Origin of the sequence: Gottfriedia luciferensis (assembly GCF_001712755.1) — a bacterium.
In the GTDB taxonomy this organism is placed as follows: domain Bacteria; phylum Bacillota; class Bacilli; order Bacillales; family Bacillaceae_G; genus Gottfriedia; species Gottfriedia luciferensis_B.
On record NZ_MDKC01000001.1, the window covers coordinates 411,107 to 433,160 of the forward strand.

Consider the following 22,054-nt stretch of genomic DNA (forward strand, 5'->3'; position numbering starts at 1 on the left):
TAGTGTTATCCAATTGAAAAAAGATAAGTATTGTATTGTTGATTTCCACTAAAGATGCTCGCTCCTATAGGAGACGAGCATCTTTGCGTTCCAATATAACTATTCATCAAACCAAGATTACTTAAAAAACATAAAATAGCCAGTTACATTCAATAATTCTAATATTAAACAATTTACATGCCAAAATTCGTACGAACATTAGCTTCGACTCAAAAAAAAATCTTATATACCTCATTGTTTTGAAAAAAATACTCAAGTAATAATGTAATTCTCCATTTAGTATAGCTTAATTACCTTTGTAACTACTCATCCAATTATCCAACACTTTTACCATCCACTTTACGATAAAACGATTTTCCCACCAAGTTAATTTACTTTTTTTATAGTGAACATTCAAAAAAGTTTTTAAGATATTATTCCTTTTCGAATTAATTCACCAACCGCATGAGAGCGATTGTTTGCACCGAGTTTTTTTATAGCGGATTTTACATATTGTTTTACTGTAAGTTCACTAATATTCATGGAATCTGCCATCTCGTTTGTGCTTTCGCCCCAAGCAATTCGTTTCATTACCTCTAATTCTCTTTTGCTTAAAATGATTGAATCATACGCCCCAGTTGTATTTTCTAAAAATTTTCCAATTAACTTACCGTAATATGTAAATGAAGAGAGGAGTTTATCATCCATTTTAAGATGATCTTTAAATTCTGTTGAACAAATATAACCAACAACTACTGAACCGAAGCAGATTGGTACAGCGATCATAGAGTTAACACTAGAAGGGAAGATATATTTACTACTCGTTTGTTTTAAGTATTCAATGCCTGAACAGAACTTTGCTTTTCGCTCACAAATTGCTGTAAAGATGATTGGGAGCGAACGAATATCATCTCTGATCTCTCGTATATGTGTTAATCCATCATTCGTAATCAAAATAATGCCTTCGCCTAAAAATCCAAAAGGAGAATATCGAAATAAATAAGCATTTCGAACGGGAAGGGGAATGGTACCATACTGGTCACTGGCCAAGAAATAAGGAAGTTGATTTTAAAGGGAAACGTGTTGGAATTATTGGAACTGGTTCGAGCGGTGTACAAGCTATACCAGTTATTGCAGAACAGGCGGGTCATCTGACTGTATTCCAGCGTACACCTCAATATAGTGCACCAGCAAGAAACCATCCGTATGACCCGGAGTATATACGAAAAACGAAAGCAAACTTTAAAGAGATTAAAAAACAGATGAGAGAATCAATCGGGGGCCAACCGGTTGTTCCACCAACCCAATCTGCTTTAGATGTCAATCCAATTGAAAGAAACAAAATTTATGAAGATAGTTGGAAAAATGGTGGACTCGGACTTTTTGGGGCCTTCACTGATCTTACAATTGATGAAAGAGCAAATGAAACAGTTGCTGAATTCATCAGATCAAAAATTAGTAAAATTGTACATGATTCTGAAGTTGCCCAAAAATTAATGCCATACTATTACTATGGTACAAAACGTCCAATTATAGATACGAATTACTACGAAACATATAACCGTGAAAACGTATCTTTAGTTGATGTTAAAAACGATTCAATTGAATCAATTACACCTAATGGGTTGAAAACTAAAAACAATGAATATGAATTAGATGTGATTATATTTGCAACTGGGTATGATGGTATGACTGGACCATTAATGAAGATTGATATTAAAGGAAAAGATGGAATTAGTTTGAAAGAAAAATGGGACGGAGGAGCACAAACAAGAACATATCTTGGAATTGCTAATGCTTGATTCCCTAATATGTTTATGATTACTGGGCCAGAAAGTCCTTCAGTACTAAGCAACATGCCTGTTTCAATCGAGCAACACGTAGAATGGATTGCAGATTGTATCCAGTTCTTACGTACAAATGATGTTGATATGATTGAAGCTAATGTTGATGCAGAAAATGACTGGAGCCGACATTGCAGGGAAGTTGCAGAGGCAACACTATTCACAAAAACAGATTCATGGTACACAGGGGCAAATATTAAAGGAAAACCACGAGGATTTCAAATTTACCTTGGAGGTGTTGGGGCATATCGCAAAAAATGCGATGAAATAGCTACAAATGGATATGAAGGATTTGTTTTAACTTCAACTGCAGTTCATTAAACTAGAATACAATCCGAAAAAACACTTCTTTATTTGGAGAAGTGTTTTTCAACGTGTTGAAATAAAGTATAGTAACCCATAGTTCAAGGGGGGGCTTCTAAGTAAGTAAAAACGTAAAAAAGAATGTAAATATCCCATTCATAAATGGTTAAAGTGTGAATAGAATTGCGCTCTCCAATTATTAAAAATCAATTAATGTAAGTTGAATTAATCCACAAATTCAGAGTAAAAATAGTATAATGATTTGTATTTAAATTTCATTAATAGTATAAATATTCATTTTTCTATTTGTTAGAGTTAAAAAGGGGAGAGTTTTAATTTGTCTGCATCAAAAAAATCTATATTTAAAGGGACTTCATTTACAAATTTCTGGGTCTCACGAATGTTTACTTCGACTTCATTTCAGATGCTATCGGTAGCAATTGGATGGCAAATGTATGATTTGACACATGACGCGTTTAGTCTAGGTCTAGTAGGTTTAGCACAATTTATTCCAATGGTCTTACTTACTTTAGTAGTTGGTCAAGTTGCTGACAGAGTCGATCGTCGGAAAATTGTTTTCATATGCCAAATGGTAGAAGCTTTAATAGCAGGACTTCTTTTATATGGTAATTTTGCTAACTGGCTTAGCAGGGAGGAAATATTAATTGCAGCTTTTATACTCGGTGCATGTCGATCATTTGAAGGACCTGCTTCTTCGGCGTTATTACCTCAAGTTGTGCCAAAATCTATTTTACAACAAGCTATTTCTTGGAGTACATCTGCAGGTCAAACAGCACAAATACTTGGACCATCACTTGGTGGTGTATTATTTTCACTAGGACCAGCATACGTATATGCAACCTCAGCAATTGCTTTATTACTTTCATCAATCTTAACAATTTTTATAAAATTAGATAGTGAATTTATTCGTAAAGCAGAGCCGGTAACTTTACGTACAATGCTTATGGGGTTAGAATTTGTCTATAAACACCCAATTATTTTAGGAACTATATCACTTGATTTGTTTGCCGTTTTACTTGGTGGAGCTACAGCACTTTTACCAATTTATGCCCAAGATATTTTACATACAGGCGCTTGGGGCTTAGGTCTGATGCGTACTGCACCAGCTGTTGGAGCATTAATAATGTCTCTAATTTTAGCTTATTTCCCACTTAAAAAATCTTTTGGGCCGATATTATTTGCAGCGTTAGGTATTTTTGGGTTAGCAACAATGCTATTTGCAATTTCAACAAACTTAGTCATCTCATTAATTGCATTATTTATAATTGGAGCTTCAGATGTAGTCAGCGTAGTAATACGTTCTTCACTCGTTCAGTTACAGACACCGGATGATATGAGAGGCAGAGTAAATGCTGTAAATTCTTTATTTATTGGAACTTCGAATCAGCTTGGGGAATTTGAATCTGGAACAATGGCTGGATTAATGGGTGCCGTACCAGCTGCATTTGTAGGTGGACTTGGAACGATATTAGTTGCTGGACTTTGGATGTATTTATTCCCTTCACTTAGAAGAATTAATTCACTTTCTGGAGATAAAACAGAAAAAGTAGGATAATTTGTTAAAGGAGGATTTATGGAAAATACTAAAAAAACATTTGAAACGATTGATGAATATATTTCACAATTTCAGCCTGAAGTTCAAGAAAAATTACAATCTTTAAGAAAGACTGTAAAAGAAGTTGTACCAAATGCTGTAGAGAGAATTAGTTATCAAATGCCTACTTTTGCGCTAAATAAAAATTTAGTACATTTTGCTGCATTTAAAAATCATATTGGATTTTACCCGGGCGCAAGTGGAATTGCAGCATTTAAACAAGAATTATCCGTTTATAAAGGTGCTAAAGGATCTGTGCAATTTCCAATAAACGACCCACTTCCATTTGATTTGATAAAAAAGATTGTAAAGTATAGGGAACTTGAGGATATTAAAAAAGCGGAAGAAAAATTAAAAAAGAAAAAATAAGATCAAAACCTCTGGAGCTAATTTTAGTTTTGGAGGTTTTTTTAGTAAAAAGGACTGATCGCTTTGTTCGAAATATTGTCAAATATTTTCCAATAATAAAATACTTTATACGTTATACTAAACTTGTATTTAGAGGAAAAAACAAGTAATGAATGATGAAGTTGATTTTTTTAGCAAAACATGTGAAAAAGTTCACAACTTGTATTTGGGGGACAGAAGAGATGAAAAGAAAATTATTGATGATTGGTAATGGAATGGCAGGAGTTCGTTGTATAGAAGAAATACTAAAAAGAAATAAAAGTTTATTTGAAATCACAATAATTGGGGATGAACCTTATCCAAACTATAACAGGATCATGTTATCGAACGTATTACAAGGTAAAACAACCTTTGATGAAATTAATATTAATGATTGGAATTGGTATATAGAGAATCAAATTACATTACTTACAAACGAAAAAGTTACAAAAATATCCCCTGCAGAAAAAATAGTTGAAACTGAAAAAGGAAAAATGCTTTTATATGATGAGCTTATTTTAGCTACTGGATCTAGTGCCTTTATACTTCCTATCCCAGGAAATAATCTACAAGGTGTAATCGATTTCCGGACAATTCAAGATACTGAATTAATGATAGATTATGCAAAAAAATATAAAAAAGCTGTTGTAATTGGGGGAGGCCTACTAGGTTTAGAGGCAGCAAGAGGTTTAATTGACCGAGGAATGGAAGTTCATGTTGTACATCTATTGCCTACATTAATGGAACAACAATTAGATGCAACTGCTGCGAAAATGTTAAAAAAAGATTTAGAAGCACAGGGTATGAATTTCTTAATGGAGAAACAAACGATTTCAATAAATGGAACGAATCGTGTTGAAGGAATCAGTTTTTCGGATGGAACTTCATTAGAATGTGATTTAGTCGTAATGGCTGTAGGAATTAGACCAAATATTTCTTTAGCAAAAGAAGCAGGAATCGACGCAAACCGTGCAATCATTGTAAACGATATAATGCAAACATCAGAACCATCAATTTATGCTGTAGGTGAATGTGCCGAACATAACGGAACTACTTATGGTTTAGTAGCACCGCTATATGAACAAGGGATCGTGCTAGCAGAACATATAACGGGTAATTCCACGAAAGGATATAAAGGAAGCATTTTATCAACTCAATTAAAAGTATCTGGCTGTGATTTATTCTCTGGTGGATTAATCCATGAAGGAGAAGATATGCAAGCAATCATTGTAAATGACCAATTTGCTGGACTATACAAAAAAGTAATTGTGAAAGATGAAAAAGTTGTTGGAATAGTTTTATATGGTGATGCATCAGATGGAAATCGATTATTCAACATGTTAAAAAATGAAACAAATATAAAGGAATATACTAGTGCTTCTATTCTCCATAAATCAGGAGAGGACGCTGGTGAAGCTTTTGTTCTTAGTATGAGTGCTAATGATACAGTTTGTGGATGTAATGGTGTTACGAAAGGCACAATTGTTCAATCAATTTTAGAACAAGAGCTTACAACGTTTGAACATGTGAAAAATTGCACAAAAGCAGGCGCATCATGTGGAAAATGCAAAGGAATGGTTGAAAGTATTTTAGCGGCTACATTAGGTGATACATTTGATCCCAATGCTGCAAAGCCTGGTATGTGTGGATGTACCGCATTATCTCGTGATGAAGTGATAAATGAAATAGAAGAAAAAGGATTACAAACTCCTAGAGAGGTTCGAATTGTATTAGGATTTGAAAATGAAGAAGGTTGTTCAAAATGCCGTCCAGCTCTAAACTATTATTTAAGAATGATGTATCCCAATGATTATCAAGATGATAAATCATCACGCTTCGTTAATGAACGAATGGAAGGAAATATCCAAAATGATGGCTCATTCTCAATCGTACCGCGAATGTATGGAGGAGTTACGACTGGTGATGAATTAATTAAACTTGGTGAAGTAGCAAATAAATTCAATGTACCTTTAGTAAAAGTTACCGGTGCGAGCCGTGTTGGTTTATATGGTGTTAAAAAAGAAGACGTACCTAAAATATGGAAAGAATTAGGGATGCGTTCAGGTTATGCTTATTCAAAATCACTTAGAAATGTTAAGTCTTGCGTCGGAAATCGATTTTGTCGATTTGGAACACAAGATTCACTAGGCTTAGGAATCGAATTAGAAAAAGCGATTGAAATGGTTGACACCCCTCACAAGATGAAAATGGGTGTTACAGGATGTCCTCGAAATTGCGCTGAAGTGCTAACTAAAGACTTTGGGGTAATATGTGTCGAAAATGGATTCCAGCTATATTTTGGTGGGAATGGTGGGACAGCGGTTCGAGAATGTGATCTTTTAACAACTGTAACAACAGAAGAAGAAGTAGTTCACATGGCAAAAGCTTATGTTCAATACTATCGCGAAACGGGTATTTACGGGGAACGTACTGCTCCTTGGGTAGAGCGAACAGGAGTTGAAGTAATTAAAGAAGTATTGTTAAACAAAGAATTAGAAAATGCTTTAGTAGAGAAGTTTAATCAAGCAAAATCTACTTATGAAGAAGCATGGAGCCAAGCGCTTAAGAATCAATTAGACCTATATGAGGTTATTAGAAAATAATTTCAAATTTGAGAGGAGCAATCAAAATGACCAATTCACCAGAGAAAATTAAGATTATTGATCTTGCCTCATTACCTATACAAATTGGAAAGGAAGTAGTAATTAAAGGGGAATCAATCGCATTATTCCGTTTATCAAATGAAGATGTTCGTTCAGTTGAAAGTAAATGTCCGGGGACAAATGGACCACTTGCTGAAGGGATTGTTTCAGGTGAATATGTTTTTTGTCCTCTACGTGATTGGAAAATTTCATTAATAACGGGTGAAGTTCAAAAACCAGATGATGGCATTGTAAAAACATATAAAACCGAAGTAATTGACGGTTCTGTTTATATTACGGTGTAACGTATGACTAAAAAATCTGGATTTATTTCATTTGTAGGTGCAGGGCCTGGGGATTTAGGCTTAATTACAGAAAAAGGAATGAAATGTATTCGAGAAGCTGAAGTCATTTTATATGATCGACTTGCTAATCCAAGATTACTTCGTGAAGCGAATAAAAATTGTGAATTTATTTACTGTGGGAAACTTCCTGACAGACATACAATGCGTCAAGAAATGATTAATCAGACATTAGTTACTTTCGCCCAAGACGGGAAATATGTTGTTAGATTAAAGGGAGGAGACCCATCCGTTTTCGGTCGAGTAGGTGAAGAAGCAGAGGAAGCTTCAAAGCATAATATACCATTTGAAATTATTCCGGGGATTACATCTAGCATTGCTGCAGCAGCATATGCTGGGATCCCAGTTACACATAGAGAATATAGTACAAGTTTTACTTTAAGAACAGGCCATAAATGTATGGAGAATGAAAATCTTATTGAATCGAATTGTTCTGACCAATTAGGGGATACACTTGCTTACTATATGGGGGTAAGTAATCTACCTAAAATATGTAAGCACCTAATAAAGATTGGTAAATCAAAGGATACACCAGTGGCCGTAATTCAGTGGGGAACAATTGGAAAACAAAAAGTTGTTGAGGGAACGATCGAAACAATTGTATCTGTTATTGAGGAAGAAGAAATGACAAATCCTGCAATGACAGTTATTGGAGATGTTGTCAAATTACGCTCAACTATTTCTTGGTTTGAAAAGAAAAAATATTTTAGTAGAAAAATTTTATTGGCTAAAGGAACTGCATCAGTAGAGAAGAATGGATTAGAAACTTATTTATCAGAAAACGGTGCTGAGGTTTACGCTTTTCCTACTCTTAAATCAGTTCATCTTCCTATACAACAGGATCAGTTAGTTGAAGCACTAAGTCATGAAAAAATCGTTTTTTGTTCACCAGAAAGTGTGCAATTATTTTTTACAAATATGTTTAAATCAAAGATTGATATTCGTAAACTGCCTAATCGAATTAAGTATATATCACCGAAAACGAGCAAAGAGCTTGATAAATATGGAATATTGGCAGAAAAAGTTAGCCGTCATGAAAACGATGCAATTTTTATTGGTTCGGTAGACAAAGAGACACAATTACCAACAAAGTCAAAATTTCTGGCTACACATGAAACTATTGCAGATTCTAGATTTGATGTAATCAATCAAAGAATGATTGAAGAAACAAAATGGGAATCAATTATTTTTCCAAATCGTTCATCTGTTGATTGGTTTATAAAAGAATTAAAGAATACTAAGGTAAGTCATTTAATGGATTTACCATTTGCATATATTGGTGAATCAGTTAAAGAATATGCAATTAAATGCGGGTTTACTAAAGTTGACGAAGAATTACAAAAGGAATTAATGCTAGGTGATTGGAAGTGAGATTATGTTTGATGCTGTTGTCTATATTGGACACGGAAGTCGAAGGCAAGAAGGTAATCAACAATTTATACACTATATTCAATCTGTAATCAAAGAGATTCCTGTTCAAAAACAAGAATATGCATTTTTAGAACTAGTTGAGCCAACTATTCAACAAACTTTGGAAAAAATGATCGTAGAAGGTGCGAGAAATATAGTAGTTGTACCAGTATTATTATTTGCAGCTGGACATTATAAACGCGATATTCCAGTCGAAATAAATCGTATTTTAAAACGATTTTCACATGTAAATATTACGATAACTGAGCCATTTGGTATTCATGAAAAAATGATTCAGCTTGTTCAAAAGCGTGTACAAGCTGCATGTGGAACTAGTAACGCTGCAATCATATTAGTAGGTCGTGGAAGTAGCGACAAAGAGCCAATCGAAATGCTTCAACAAATTGGAAATGCTGTTGAGTCGCGAATTAATGTCCCTGTTCGCGTAGCTTTTTTAACCGCGGGTAATCCAAAATTAGAAGATACCATTAAAAATATGAGTAAAGAATTTAAACGTATTTTTGTAATGCCATATTTATTATTTACAGGATTACTTCTTGAAAAAATTAAGAAACGAATTTCCAATGTAAATGAAAAATTTTATCTATGTGAGAATTTACAGTTCGATGAATTGATGAGCCAAGCACTGATCGAGCGAATTGAAGAGAAGCTTAAAATCTAAATATCGGGTGATCAATATGAAAGAAGTTATTAATTCAATTGGGAATATAGCCATCGCGAAGACAAACCAAATCAAAGAAAGTAAATCAAGATATATGGTTCCTACAATGATGGCAGGATTTTTTGTAGGATTAGGTATTATTTTAATCTTTACGATTGGTGGATTACTCGCACCAACTGGTTTTGCTGGTACGAAAATTATTATGGGTGTTTCATTTGGGATTGCTTTAAGTTTAGTCATTATGGCAGGAGCGGATTTATTTACTGGAAATAATATGATTATGTCTATAGGTATGTTAGAAAAAAAGGTTAATTGGATTGATACTACGAAAGTATGGGGATATAGTTATTTAGGAAATTTATTTGGCTCGGTATTAGTGGCATTATTATTTGCTTACTCAGGGCTAGCTAATGGTGGTGTGTCAGATTTTATTAATAATGCAGCCTCAGCAAAAATGAATGCACCATTTATGGAATTACTAGTACGTGGAATTCTTTGTAATATACTTGTTTGTTTAGCGCTGTGGTGTTCATTCAAAATGAAATCTGAAACAGGAAAATTAATCATGGTATTTTGGTGCCTGTTTGCATTTATTACTTCAGGGTTTGAACATAGTATTGCAAACATGACCTTATTATCAATCTCATTACTTATTAAACATCCAGAAACAGTAACACTAGCCGGAATGGTTTCGAATCTAGTTCCGGTTACACTTGGAAATATTATTGGCGGCAGTTTATTTGTTGGAGCAGCTTACTGGGTTTCAAGTTCTGGTGCAATAAATAAAAAAGTTTCAAATGATAAAATAAATGATAATAAAGTTGCATCTTAATTAAATCTACTCTAAAACAACATAAAACTAAAAGAAACAATCTTGGATTATAAATCTAAATAGGTTGTTTCTTTTTTTAGGAACTTTGATCATTCCTTCTGGTAAAATATAGTAATAATAAGGGGGCGTAAAAATGGGATATATAGAAGAGTTAAGGAGTATTGTTGGACATAGACCTTTAATATTTGTAGGCGCAGTTTCAATCATCATTGACCAATCCGGTAGATTATTATTACAACTTCGAAAATTTCCAAATGGATATTGGGGAATACCAGGTGGACTGATGGAGTTAGGGGAATCAACTGAAGATGTTGCCAAGAGAGAAGTTTTTGAAGAGACGGGACTAATTGTGGATCATTTGAATTTAATAAATGTTTATTCAGGACCACAAAACTTCGTTAAAGCTGAAAACGGAGATGAATTTTTCGTAGTTACTGTTGCTTATTATACAGAAGATTATAAAGGAATATTAAGTGTTAATGATTCGGAATCTATTAAATTTGAGTTCTTTTATCCAAATGAACTACCAAATAATATTGTGAAAAGTCACAAGGTTATTTTAAATGAATTTTTAACAAAATTTTACCCTGAATTGGGGTACGAATGACCAACGTCAAATAGCAAGTAAAACAAGAAGAGCGAATTCAAATTATTTTCGGTAAAAGAAATAAAATAGGTCGAGGAAAGTTCTTATTTTTTATTTTGAAGAAATGTTCATAGTTTACTAGGAATTTATTGGAAAAAATAGAATAAATAAAATAAAGTAGAATTAGAGTTTATGGGGTGACTAATTTGGCTAAAACAGTGCATTGCGATCGGTGTTTAAAGGAAATTAGGATCAGGGGAGATCTCGTTACTGCTACGATGTTTTTTCAAGTCGTTCCTTATCATGAGGATTGTTATGCAAAAGATTTAAAAGGTGCCAAAACACTTTTTCTAAACAATCAACCAATTAATGGTTTTTCTGGGAACTTTTTAACATTACTAGCATTTGCGGTTTTTATCGCTTCATTTTTTATTGATTATAATTCTATGATCTATTTATCAGTTTTAGCGCTGATCGCAATATTGTATCGACTATATTCATTTTTTATTTTTGAAAGACATCTAGAGAAGTAGAAGTATTGATTGAAGATGAAACTGCTAAAGTAGTCATTTGGTGGGAAGTTTAAATAAATAGTGAAATAAAAGAAAAAACTCTGATTGACAGAGTTTTTTCTTTTTATTTACCAAAGTTTCCAGCGAATTGCATTACAACTGCTTTAACTTCTTCAAGTTTATCAGGCTTTAATAAAGTAATCATCTTAGGAACAAATTGTTGAACTTCTTCTAATGAAAAAGTACCTTCATCTTGTTTTCTGAAGTTTTCTAAAAGAATTTCCCTTGCTTCATCTTCCTTACCCTCTTGAACTCTTTGTAAAATGAAATTTAAAAACATTTCTTGACCTTGCTTGTCCATTCTTGTTGCCTCCTATAAATAATTTATACAACCATAAGGTGTTATTTAAATTATAACACCTTATGGTTGTATGTCAATTTTATTTTTCGGTGAATCATTCTTCGTTATTTATTAGCCTTTTTATAAAAATTTATTATCTATTTTTGAAAATGAGACATATTACCGGCTTTATGTTATTTAAATGAATATTAATTAATTGAAAAAATGCTATAATTTTTTATGGAAGATGATGGAACCTAAAAGTTTAATATAAGGGTGGTAATCGCAATTAATAAGAAAAAAGTAGCAGTATCTTTTAGCGGTAAAGATTCAACTTTGGCATTGCATGATCTTTTGCATTCTGATGAATTTGAAGTAGTCGTACTAATCGCATCAGTAACCGAAGGATTTAATCGGACGAGCATTCATGGAGTGAGGGTTGAATTATTGGAGGCACAAGCAGATTCAATCGGTCTTCCATTAAAGAAAATTTGGATTCCAGAAAATTGTTCTAATCAAAAATATCAAGAAATAATGACTAAGGTTAATTTAGAGCTAAAGGAACAAGGGATTGAATATATTGCATTTGGTGATTTATTTCTTGAAGACGTACGAAAGTATCGAGAGGATATGCTTAAACCAATAGGAATTAAGCCAATTTTTCCTTTATGGGGTGAAGCTACGACAAATGTGATCGAACGCTTTATTTCTTTAGGTTATAAAACGATTATTACATGTGTTGATTTAACGAGATTATCAGAAGAATTTTCTGGTAAAGAAATAGATTATCATTTAATCAACGATCTTCCAAAAGAAGTTGATCCTTGTGGTGAAAATGGAGAATACCATTCATTTGTATTTGATGGACCTATTTTTAATAATCCTATTCATTTTAACATTGGAGAAAAGAAGCTAACTGCTGATGTTTATTCAGGAGAAACAAGATTTTGTTATACAGATTTAGTTCTAGTATGAAGTTTCGTTTTAAGTAATTGAATGGAAATTATAAAAAAATAGACTGTTAAATTGAAACAGTCTATTTTTTATATTTGAAAGGTTTAAATAGCAAGTTGATAAACTTAAGTATATTTATCTTTACTATTTTTTCAAATTAGGTCCCCAAGGCGGCTCTACTCCTGCATCCATTGTAATATTTTGTTTCGATAAGCCGATTTGCTTTGCATAATCATCTAACATTTCAAATACGGTTAACCGATGATATGAACCATTAGTAAATTGTGGTTCATTTCTCCTTTTTGGATCCACAATCAACAGTGATACCGAATCTTTAGCCATATGGTCATTGAATTCATTGATTGGTACACTAAAGTCAATCTGTTCATTATATCCGTTTGCTACAGCGATAACAGTAACCTCTCCCATTTGCTTCTTAGAAAAACGAGGATCCTTCATCACTGTTACATTTATTTTTGCAATTCCTTTTGAATCAGTTAATTCAGTACCTAAAACTTTACCTAATGAATTGATTACAATAATCCTAGCGCCTTTAATCGGTTGACCAGATTCTCCTGAGGGGTCTGCTGCTGGGCTTACTTGGACTGTAAGTGTTGCAGAAACTTCATTTAACTTTTCTGCTAGCGCTAAATGCGAAGAACTAAAAAAAATGAATGTGCTCAAAATGGTAGTAATACATATTTTATTCATTTATTCACACCGGACCTTGTGTAATTTTTTACTTTAGTTTAAGTTGAATTACTCAAAACTATACTTTTAAAAATGTTTGAAGCCATAGATAATACCATTGTATTTGAAGTATTATTAATGACCGAAGACAGTACAAGGAAATGCTAAAAAAATGTCGAATTTCATAGATAGGTAAAAAATGTTGAAAAGGGAGTGATGTCAAATGATAACGAACTTATACTTAGTAAGACATGCTCATTCAACTTATACTCCTGATGAAATGGGCCACCATTATCTAAAAAAGGTTTTACTGATGCAAATATTGTTACTAAACTACTATTAAATGAAAAGATTGACTACGTTATTTCAAGTCCATATAAACGTGCAATTCAAACAGTTGAAGAGATAGCCATATCCTTAAATTTAGACATTATAATAGAAGAAAATTTTAAAGAGCGACTCCTATCACTAGAGCCTGTCCTGGATTTTGAAAAAGTAATAAGAGAAGTTTGGATGGACTTTAAGCGTTCGTTGAATGGTGGAGAGTCAAATTATACGGCTCAAAAAAGAGGATTGGAAGCAATAAACAATCTATTAAAAAATTATTCGGGTAAAAACATTGTTATTGGTACACATGGAAATTTGATGGTGCTAATTATGAATTATTTTGATCAAAAATATGATTTTAATTTTTGGAATGAACTTGCTATGCCGGATATTTATAAATTAACCTTTGAAGGTGAATCTTTAGTTGAAGTGAAAAGAATATGGAATTAATGTACATACACTTCTAATAGTTTGATTAGAGGTATTAAATGTAAAAAGGAGAGTTAGAGTTTTATACTGATATTCTACTAAAAAATGCATTATTAGAATACGGTGAAAGAAGTAGATGATGCTTTATTTTTCAGGAAGTTAACGAATCGTATAATTAGAGGTGGTATAATATTTCTAAGTTTGTTCTATTGTTAAGTGGATAGGACTTTATGAAAAACAGTTTTAGAAAAACACAAGTGAGGATCACGCATGTTAGAATTCAATGGAAAACACAATAATGGAAAAATACTACTTGATTATGTTGATACAAATGTCATTACACGATTAAAAACAATCTTGGATACTGAATGCTTTGCAAATTCAAACATTGTTGTCATGCCAGACTGCCATATATCTAGTGGAGGTGTCATGGTAGGTTTTACGATGACGTTGAATGATTTTATTATCCCTTCAATCGTCGGTGTAGATATTGGATGTGGAGTTAGTGCATACCATCTAGGGCGAATGAAATCTATAAAGAGTGAAAAACTTGATAAGTTCATCCGAAAACAGATCCCGATTGGTTCAAATATCCATGAGGAACCTGTGATTGAGCCGGAAGAGATTGCTGAAGCGATTGAGAGACTTAATCTGAACTATATGTATGTAATGAACAGTATTGCAACGTTAGGTTCTGGAAATCACTTTATAGAAATAGATAAAGATGAGAATAATCATTTTTGGCTTGTCATCCATACAGGTTCAAGAAATTTTGGATTTGAAATTGCAAAACATCATATAAATGTTGCTAAAGAAAATATGAAACAATTATTCGGAGAAAGTTACAAAGGATTCGAATATTTATCTAAACAGGAAGACAAAGATGCATATTTAAGAGATTTATCAATTGCTCAACATTTTGCTTCGTTAAATAGAGAAACGATTGCTAAAATCATCATTGAAAAATATTTTAAACTCGATTTTGATTCGATTAAAAAAATTGAATCAGTACATAATTATATTGACCTTCAAAACAATATTCTAAGAAAAGGTGCAATTTCAGCTCGTGAAGGTGAAGAAATTATTATCCCATTTAATATGGCGTATGGATGTGTTGTAGGGAAAGGTAAAAGTTCAAGTGACTACAATTATTCAGCACCACACGGGGCAGGCCGAATTATGAGCCGAACAGACGCAGTCTATAAAGTCGACTTAGATGTTTATCAAAAAGCAATGAAAGGTGTATATACTACATCAGTCAATAAACATACAGTCGATGAATCACCAATGGTATATAAAAAGCCTAAATTAATATTAGAAAATATTACGGAACAGATTGAGATCGATTTCTTTATGAAACCGGTATATAATCTTAAGGCTGACAAATAACCTCTCTATTTTGAGAGGTTCACGCTGAAAAAAAACAACCTTGTCAATTAACTTACCAAATTTTCATAAAGGAGTAGAGTGATGTTGATTTCCACTACAGGATGCTCGCTTTCCATAGGGCGAGATTCTTTAGCCTCCTCGGCGAGCCTGCGGGGTCTCAGCCTTCCCGCTTATCCCATAGGAGTCGAGCACCCCTTTCGTTCCAATCAACTTATTCATCAAAAAGAAGTCTGCAATAAAAACTAATCAAATAGCCTTTATTTAGCGTATCCTATCAGTTGTTTATTAATTTGTAGGTCAATTAAGATCGAACATTAATTAATAAACTAAATTTATTCTTCAATAAATTAGCATATAATATTATTACCTTATAAAAAAACTTACTAGTGTTATTGGAATCATAAAATTGCTCAAACATATTAATATTTAAAACCATTAATAGATAGCTCAACCAAAAGTTATCATTTCATCATTAATAAATGTTCATTTAATGTCCGTTTTCTATATTGACCATTTTATATTTCAACACTCTGAACTTCTCTATTTTGAGAGGTTTTTTAAAAAGAAAATATTAGCTAATTAAGTTCTTTCTCCCCATTATCAGTATAAAATTATATAAATTTACTTATTTGACACTTAATCTTTTACATAATGGGGGATTACTATGCTGAATAAGTTTAAGAGGTTTTTAGTAGTACTTCTCTTTTTTGTTCTGTATATTGGCTTGTCGTTGTTGGTTGGAAATTTTCTTTGGAGATTAGTAGTTGATTCGATTAGATAAGTGGAAAAATTAAAGGGTTTTGGTACTTCTCCTTTGAATATAATTCATAAAGGAGAGTGGAATAAATTTGGTGAAAATTTGTTTGATTATTGGTGCAATTTTTATACTTATTTCTGGAATACTCATAGGTGCGTTTCAAGCTCCAGAACAACAAAGAGTTGTGAAAGATGATTTATTTAAGTTAGGGCACTTAAATAAAGATCAAATCTCCATATGGTCAGGCGTTTTTGGCATTTTTTTTATAAGTATTGGAGGACTAGTTTACTATATTAAATAATTTTTTCTTACTTAATTCAACCATAATTCAAATAGTTTACTAGCTTTGAACGTAATCGACATTTTTGTCGATTTTTTTTATTGTGATTATTTCAAAGTAGGTCAATATGATTATTAGTAGGGGCATAAATTAAATGAAGTAGAAATTATATTTGTTGTGGCTATTATTAGGAGGTGCAAAATTGAAGATCGTTTTTTTTAGAAATCTCAATAAAATTGAAACATATGCTGCAAATCGAAAACAAATAAGGTTGAATCTTCCTAGTAAAGAAGAGGCTAGTGTTATATTTGGCCTAACAAGAAAGTTTGAATTTGATAATCGTTGTGCAAGACCACCACAAATTAGCGGTACCGTTGTAGCTTCGGTTACTTGTAATAGAGACAAGGATATTCGAATTTATTTCTATCCAATCTCGCAAACTATTTATCCAGAGAAGGCAAAATCCCAATTTCATAATGATGTATTACCTAAACTTAAGAAATGGATTGATCATCAAGTGTCAAAACCCGAGACTGCAGTTTTAGGGATTGAAGAATTTATAATTGAATGGAATGGAAAAAGTCATCAATTCCACCAAATTAAATTTTTATAAAACAGTTTTTAAAGACGGTTAAGTTAAAATACCGTCTTTTTTATTTTATGTTATAAATAACTCCTTAAAAACTTAAATAACATAATTAAATTAAGTTTTTTAAGTTTTGTTATAGAAATACTTAGATTAATTATATATAATAGCTTTAGAATTATATTTAGGAAATAGATAAAGGGGCTCTAAACGATGTATCAAGAACAAAGATTAACTTTGATAATAAAGTATTTGGCTTCAAATAGTGAGATTACTTTAGAAGAAATATGTACGATGCTTAGCGTTTCAAAGGATACAGCAAGGAGAGATCTTGTCAAACTAGAAGAACGCGGGGAAATTATTCGAATTAAAGGTGGAGCAACACTTCCAACTAGTAATCGAAATTTAACCGATTATAAAGAAAGAACTGCAACGGAAGGCAAAGAAAAAATTGCGCAAAGAGCAACATTACTTATACGGGAAACTAGTGACTTATTGATGGATACATCTTCAACTTGTGCACTCATGTCGAAATTTATGTCGAATAAACAAGTCAATGTGATTACAAATTCAATTGATATAGTTGATTTATTAGGCGAGTATGAAGAAGTTCAAACCTTTATGCTACCAGGAAAATTTAATCGAAAAAATAGAAATTTAGTTGGACCTAGGACAATTGAAACACTTAATGATTACAAAGTTGATCAGCTATTTCTTGGTGCTTGTGGAATTAGCACAGACGGAATAACTTCACCTGATGAAGAGGAAGCGTTTTTAAAGAAAAAAATGATCAGTTGTGCAAAACAAGTAGTTCTATTGGCAGATCATACAAAGTTCGAAAAAGTTTTTCTGCACAAGGTATGTGATATGAAGGGGATCGACATCATTATTACAGACAAAGATCCAGATGAAGAATTTAAAAGAAAAATAATCGAATTCAATATTCATTTAATTAGTTTAGAAGAAGAGGAAAGTGAGAGGGTTTCGGATGAAAAAAATTAAGGTTGGTTTAGTTGGATATGGTTTTTCAGGAGCTACGTTCCATGCACCATTTATTAGCGTTCTAGATGAATTTGAATTAACTAAAGTTGTTAGTTCAAAAAAGGAAGATGTCCAAAGAGATTTAGGAGATGTTCATGTAGTAAGTAGTTTAGATGATGTATTAAAAGATAAATTGATTGATTTAGTTGTCATTACTACGCCAAGTGGAATGCATTATGAAATGGCAAAACAAAGCTTAGAATCTGGTAAACATGTCATATTAGAAAAACCGATGGTAGTGGAAACATGGGAAGCAGAAGAGCTAATTAAGATAGCTGAAGAAAAGAATTTACTACTTAGCGTTTACCATAACAGAAGATGGGATAACGACTTTTTAACAGTTAAAAAGTTAATAAATGAAGGTGTATTAGGTGAAATCAATACATATCAAGTTCACTTTGACAGATATAGACCAGAAGTAAGAAATCGATGGAGAGAAAAGCAAGGTCCTGGTTCTGGCATGTTATACGATTTAGGTTCACATTTAATTGATCAAGCTTTAAGCCTTTTTGGACAACCTCAATTCATCTTTGCGGATGTATTTGCACAAAGAGAAAATGCAGAGACAGATGATTATTTCCATATCATCCTAGGTTATGACAAACTACGTGTTATATTGCACTCTGGTTCCATCATTCCAAGTAACGGACCGCGTTTTCAAGTTCATGGAAACAAGGGTAGCTTTATAAAGTATGGTATAGATGGACAAGAAGCTGCACTAAAAGAAGGTAAAAAGCCTACTGAACAAAAATGGGGAACGGATGAACCACATTTCTATGGAAAGCTCTATACTGTTGACGGCAAAAAAGAAATGGAAGAAACGATTGAAACAATACCAGGTTCGTATACAACATATTACAGGAAAATTGCTGAAAGTATTTTAAATGGTTGCGATGCTCCCGTTACAGGTATAGAAGGCTTATGTGTTATTAAAATCATTGAAGCAGCACTTAAAAGTAGCGAAGAAAAGAAAGTAATCTATCTTTAATTTGGGGGTCGTATGGAAGAGATAACTATTCAACAAAAACTTGAAGTGGTAAAAAAACAAGAAGAGAATCTAATCTTTAAAAGTTTTTCAAACAAAAATGCTTTAGAAATTGGTTTGTTACTGATTGAAGCAGCTAAAGAGTTTGATAAACCAGTTGCTATAAATATTTTGAAAAATGGTCAAAGCGTTTTTCATTATGCAATGGATCATACATCACCAGATCAAGATTTATGGATCAAGCGAAAAGCTAATATTGTTCTCCGTCATCATTGCAGCTCTTATTATATGAGACTTTACAATGAGATGAAAAATAGATCATATAATGAATTTTACTCGGCCAGTCCGTCTGAGTTTGCTGCACATGGAGGGGCATTTCCTATTAAAATTGAAGGATCTGGCGTAATTGGTGTCATTACGGTTTCAGGCTTAGCTCAAGAGGATGATCATAATTTGATAGTTGAGGCATTAGCCAAATTCCTGAATAAAAGGATTTAATTTTAAAGATTAGTTAAAAAATAATGTATTAAGTGATTTACTTTAACGGTTGTAAAATTAACTGAGGGCAAATTAGTTTTAATGGTATTATCGGACATAATTTGCCAAATCAATGGTAAGTTAATTCAATTTCAGAAGGAAAAAGGTAGATAGAAAGGGAATTATTTCATAGATCAGATTAAATAAAGGATAAAAGGCTATGAGTAAATCATTTATTGAACAAGTACATTATATAAGAATTCCTGTAAAGGATTTAAAACTGTCTGCTAGGTGGTATAGAGATGTATTAGGGCTGCAGTTAGTAAACAATAATGAGGAACTTGCGATTTTAAAAGTAAATGAAGGACCTTTCTTACTTATCTTAGTTCCTACTGAAGATGAAACATTTGTACATTTTACAATTGATAATGAACAAGCATTTAGCATTGGCTTTACAAGTCGAGAATTATCTAAATTTCATCAACACTTAATTGATCATCAAGTTAAGGTAGAGGAAATAAAAGAAGATAACGGTCATGCCTTTTTCCACTTTTATGACCCAAATGGTAATAAACTTCAAGTACACTGGTAAGATTATATAAATTAATTAGCTTATTTCATTATCGAGTGTTTTACTGAAAAAGAAAGGGGAACGTCAAAATCAGACGTTTCCATATTTTTTGCCTGAAAAACCCTATTTAAAAAAGCCAACATCAAAGGAGTCGAAATTTCGGCTTCTTTTTTAAATGAGTCATGAACAACACTAATTGATATAGTTTAAGTTCATAGAATAAAGGGATTCAATACCATCACATCGAATATTAAAAAGCTATTCGTGCGAACAAGCCGTTACGAGAATCCTATAACAAACGAAGATATTCGTCTATCAAGTTTATTAGAATCTTTACTTTCTTAATTGTTTGATCGACAATTTAATTATGAAAAAAATCAATACATAAGGTGGGTCAGAAGTGAAAATTAGAGAAATCAAACTAGAGGATGCGGAAAATTTTGCAAAAATAATTTCTGAAGTTGAAAGCCAGGCAGATTTCATGCTTTATGGAGCAGGAGAAAGGAATCTAACAACTGATAAACAACGTAAACAGTTAGAAGTAATTGAAAAATCCTCAAATTCAACTATATTTGTTGCGGAAGAAACTTCTGGCAAGTTAGTCGGCTATGCTTTTGCAATTGGGAGTACTGCAAAAAGGAAAAAACATTCCGTCTATCTTGTCATTGGAATTTTAAAGGAATTTTCAGGTAAGGGAATTGGGACAAAATTATTTCAAGCAATAGAAGAATGGGCTATTAATCATAGTATATTCAGATTAGAATTAACTGTTGTAAAACAGAATGAAGCAGCAGTTGGTTTATATAAAAAGATGGGTTATCAAATCGAAGGAACAAAAATAAATTCCTTACTAATAGATGGTAAAAGCTTTGATGAATATTATATGGCTAAGATATTATAATGACTAATGGTTTTGCTGGAGTGAATTTCAATGATTATTAGAAAAAACAGTAAAGATCTATTCATAATTTTAAGTTAGAGTTAAGTTGAAAAATTTTAAAGAATAGGTGAATTTTTTTCAAAAAATTACCATTTTCATTTTCCTTTCATAATTGTATGGGATTATAAATTGTATTTAAATTACATATGAAAGGGAATGATATTTTAATGTCAAATGCAAAAAAAGTTTTAAAGTCGTCAGTTAGTAAAATTCCACAGTTGACCTTTTTGTTTTGGATTATGAAGATTGCAGCGACAACACTAGGAGAAACAGGGAGTGATTTAGTTACTGTACCTGGAACAGAGGATAATTATTTAACTCCATTTCTGTTTTTCGTGGGAGTATTTGCTGTCTTTTTAATCATTCAATTATTTGTTAAGAGATATGTACCATCTGTCTATTGGACTGTTATTCTATCAACTAGTCTTGCGGGAACAGCATTTTCTGATTATATGGATCGCTCATTAGGGCTAGGTTATATGAAAGGCTCACTCATACTAATAAGTTTGCTAGCTATCATTTTTATCTTTTGGTATTTTACAGAGCCAACTTTAAATGTGAAAAAAATTGAAACAAAACGAGTTGAAGTTTTATATTGGATTGCTATTCTTGTATCTAATACATTAGGGACTGCAGCAGGTGATTTTTTATCGCATAAAGCTGATGGAGTAAGTACGTTAGCAGGTGGTGGTAACTATCTAGAACAAGGATTAGGACTAACTATAGCCGAGGGGGCTATGCTAACAGGTGGCTTAATTTTATTAATTCTTTTAGCATATAAGTTTACAAATTTAAATAGAGTATTTTTATTTTGGATAGCGTTCGTGTTGACACGACCGTTTGGAGCAACATTCGGAGATTTCCTAATTAAACCTCAAGAAAAAGGCGGATTAGGGTTAGAGAACGGAACACAAATCGCATCTGCAATTTTATTGGGTGTTCTTATAGTTTGTATAATCATCCAGTTTGTAACAAATAAAACACAATTAAACACATCGAAAATGAATGAATCTGATATTCAAGTAAGTTAATTTCTTTTAAAGTTTAGATAATAGGAGAGTGAGAGGTAAGTAGATAACGAACCCCTCACTCTCCTTATTATTATTTTAGAAGAAAAAAGCTGCCAAAGCAGCT

General features: G+C 32.4%; 24 protein-coding genes and 1 pseudogene. 22 read left to right on the top strand and 3 right to left on the bottom strand.

Features of this window, described 5'->3' with window-relative positions; translation table 11 throughout:
• Positions 1-405: 405 nt before the first annotated feature.
• A complete protein-coding gene (locus tag BED47_RS02115) occupies positions 406-933 on the bottom strand; it encodes a response regulator transcription factor (protein ID WP_254664523.1) in 528 nt (175 codons plus the stop codon).
• A 308-nt stretch (positions 934-1,241) separates the two neighbouring features.
• Here BED47_RS02115 and BED47_RS02120 point away from each other — a divergent pair, with 308 nt between their 5' ends.
• The 11 genes from BED47_RS02120 (at position 1,242) to BED47_RS02170 (ending at position 11,175) form a co-directional block, all read left to right on the top strand.
• Positions 1,242-1,781, top strand: a complete 540-nt coding sequence (locus tag BED47_RS02120) for a hypothetical protein (protein ID WP_069032166.1) — start codon at positions 1,242-1,244, stop codon at positions 1,779-1,781.
• Between the two features lie 9 nt (positions 1,782-1,790).
• A complete protein-coding gene (locus tag BED47_RS02125) occupies positions 1,791-2,144 on the top strand; it encodes a hypothetical protein (RefSeq protein ID WP_139116325.1) in 354 nt (117 codons plus the stop codon).
• A gap of 319 nt (positions 2,145-2,463) precedes the next feature.
• The gene (locus BED47_RS02130) at positions 2,464-3,702 is read left to right on the top strand and encodes an MFS transporter (RefSeq protein ID WP_069032168.1); all 1,239 of its coding nucleotides are present in this window, start codon (positions 2,464-2,466) and stop codon (positions 3,700-3,702) included.
• Between the two features lie 18 nt (positions 3,703-3,720).
• A complete protein-coding gene (locus tag BED47_RS02135; protein ID WP_069032169.1) occupies positions 3,721-4,110 on the top strand; it encodes an iron chaperone in 390 nt (129 codons plus the stop codon).
• A 221-nt stretch (positions 4,111-4,331) separates the two neighbouring features.
• Positions 4,332-6,731 carry a nitrite reductase large subunit NirB gene (nirB, locus tag BED47_RS02140; protein ID WP_069032170.1) on the top strand — a complete coding sequence of 800 codons (2,400 nt, stop codon included), beginning with the start codon at positions 4,332-4,334 and terminating at the stop codon, positions 6,729-6,731.
• 26 nt (positions 6,732-6,757) lie between these two features.
• A complete protein-coding gene (locus tag BED47_RS02145; protein WP_069032171.1) occupies positions 6,758-7,075 on the top strand; it encodes a nitrite reductase (NAD(P)H) small subunit in 318 nt (105 codons plus the stop codon).
• Positions 7,076-7,078: 3 nt separating this feature from the next.
• Positions 7,079-8,503 carry a uroporphyrinogen-III C-methyltransferase gene (gene cobA / locus BED47_RS02150; RefSeq protein WP_069032172.1) on the top strand — a complete coding sequence of 475 codons (1,425 nt, stop codon included), beginning with the start codon at positions 7,079-7,081 and terminating at the stop codon, positions 8,501-8,503.
• A 4-nt stretch (positions 8,504-8,507) separates the two neighbouring features.
• Positions 8,508-9,224, top strand: a complete 717-nt coding sequence (locus BED47_RS02155) for a sirohydrochlorin chelatase (RefSeq protein WP_069032173.1) — start codon at positions 8,508-8,510, stop codon at positions 9,222-9,224.
• A 16-nt stretch (positions 9,225-9,240) separates the two neighbouring features.
• A complete protein-coding gene (locus BED47_RS02160; RefSeq protein WP_069032174.1) occupies positions 9,241-10,056 on the top strand; it encodes a formate/nitrite transporter family protein in 816 nt (271 codons plus the stop codon).
• 133 nt (positions 10,057-10,189) lie between these two features.
• Positions 10,190-10,663, top strand: a complete 474-nt coding sequence (locus BED47_RS02165) for an NUDIX hydrolase (protein WP_069032175.1) — start codon at positions 10,190-10,192, stop codon at positions 10,661-10,663.
• 185 nt (positions 10,664-10,848) lie between these two features.
• Entirely contained in the window at positions 10,849-11,175 is a 327-nt protein-coding gene (locus BED47_RS02170) for a hypothetical protein (protein WP_139116326.1), read from the top strand.
• A gap of 103 nt (positions 11,176-11,278) precedes the next feature.
• On the opposite strand, the gene BED47_RS02175 is transcribed toward BED47_RS02170, so the two are convergent.
• Positions 11,279-11,515, bottom strand: coding sequence for a hypothetical protein (locus tag BED47_RS02175; protein WP_069032177.1), 237 nt, complete (start codon positions 11,513-11,515; stop codon positions 11,279-11,281).
• A 255-nt stretch (positions 11,516-11,770) separates the two neighbouring features.
• Between BED47_RS02175 and BED47_RS02180 the strand changes: the two genes are divergently transcribed.
• On the top strand, positions 11,771-12,469 hold the full coding sequence (locus BED47_RS02180; RefSeq protein ID WP_175403432.1) for a diphthine--ammonia ligase: 699 nt from the start codon (positions 11,771-11,773) through the stop codon (positions 12,467-12,469).
• A gap of 123 nt (positions 12,470-12,592) precedes the next feature.
• On the opposite strand, the gene BED47_RS02185 is transcribed toward BED47_RS02180, so the two are convergent.
• On the bottom strand, positions 12,593-13,159 hold the full coding sequence (locus BED47_RS02185; protein WP_069032178.1) for a hypothetical protein: 567 nt from the start codon (positions 13,157-13,159) through the stop codon (positions 12,593-12,595).
• 202 nt (positions 13,160-13,361) lie between these two features.
• On the opposite strand from BED47_RS02185, the pseudogene BED47_RS02190 reads away from it, so the two are divergent.
• From BED47_RS02190 to BED47_RS02235, 10 genes and pseudogenes are all read left to right on the top strand, one after another.
• A pseudogene (locus BED47_RS02190) lies at positions 13,362-13,915 on the top strand (histidine phosphatase family protein).
• 249 nt (positions 13,916-14,164) lie between these two features.
• On the top strand, positions 14,165-15,283 hold the full coding sequence (locus tag BED47_RS02195) for an RtcB family protein (protein ID WP_069032179.1): 1,119 nt from the start codon (positions 14,165-14,167) through the stop codon (positions 15,281-15,283).
• Between the two features lie 848 nt (positions 15,284-16,131).
• Complete coding sequence (locus BED47_RS02200) at positions 16,132-16,341, top strand: hypothetical protein (protein ID WP_069032180.1); 210 nt, start codon at positions 16,132-16,134, stop codon at positions 16,339-16,341.
• A 181-nt stretch (positions 16,342-16,522) separates the two neighbouring features.
• Positions 16,523-16,933 (top strand): hypothetical protein, encoded by a 411-nt coding sequence (locus tag BED47_RS02205; RefSeq protein ID WP_069032181.1) that lies wholly within the window; start codon positions 16,523-16,525, stop codon positions 16,931-16,933.
• Positions 16,934-17,119: 186 nt separating this feature from the next.
• Complete coding sequence (locus BED47_RS02210; RefSeq protein WP_069032182.1) at positions 17,120-17,908, top strand: DeoR/GlpR family DNA-binding transcription regulator; 789 nt, start codon at positions 17,120-17,122, stop codon at positions 17,906-17,908.
• Entirely contained in the window at positions 17,895-18,935 is a 1,041-nt protein-coding gene (locus tag BED47_RS02215) for an oxidoreductase (RefSeq protein WP_069032183.1), read from the top strand. Before BED47_RS02210 ends, BED47_RS02215 begins: the two co-directional genes overlap by 14 nt.
• Positions 18,936-18,947: 12 nt before the next feature.
• On the top strand, positions 18,948-19,430 hold the full coding sequence (locus BED47_RS02220) for a heme-degrading domain-containing protein (RefSeq protein ID WP_069032184.1): 483 nt from the start codon (positions 18,948-18,950) through the stop codon (positions 19,428-19,430).
• A 199-nt stretch (positions 19,431-19,629) separates the two neighbouring features.
• Positions 19,630-20,001, top strand: coding sequence for a VOC family protein (locus BED47_RS02225; protein ID WP_069032185.1), 372 nt, complete (start codon positions 19,630-19,632; stop codon positions 19,999-20,001).
• A 379-nt stretch (positions 20,002-20,380) separates the two neighbouring features.
• The gene (locus BED47_RS02230; RefSeq protein ID WP_069032186.1) at positions 20,381-20,881 is read left to right on the top strand and encodes a GNAT family N-acetyltransferase; all 501 of its coding nucleotides are present in this window, start codon (positions 20,381-20,383) and stop codon (positions 20,879-20,881) included.
• 206 nt (positions 20,882-21,087) lie between these two features.
• Positions 21,088-21,951: a COG4705 family protein gene (locus BED47_RS02235; protein ID WP_069032187.1), complete on the top strand. Its 864-nt coding sequence runs from the start codon at positions 21,088-21,090 to the stop codon at positions 21,949-21,951.
• Positions 21,952-22,054: the final 103 nt, after the last annotated feature.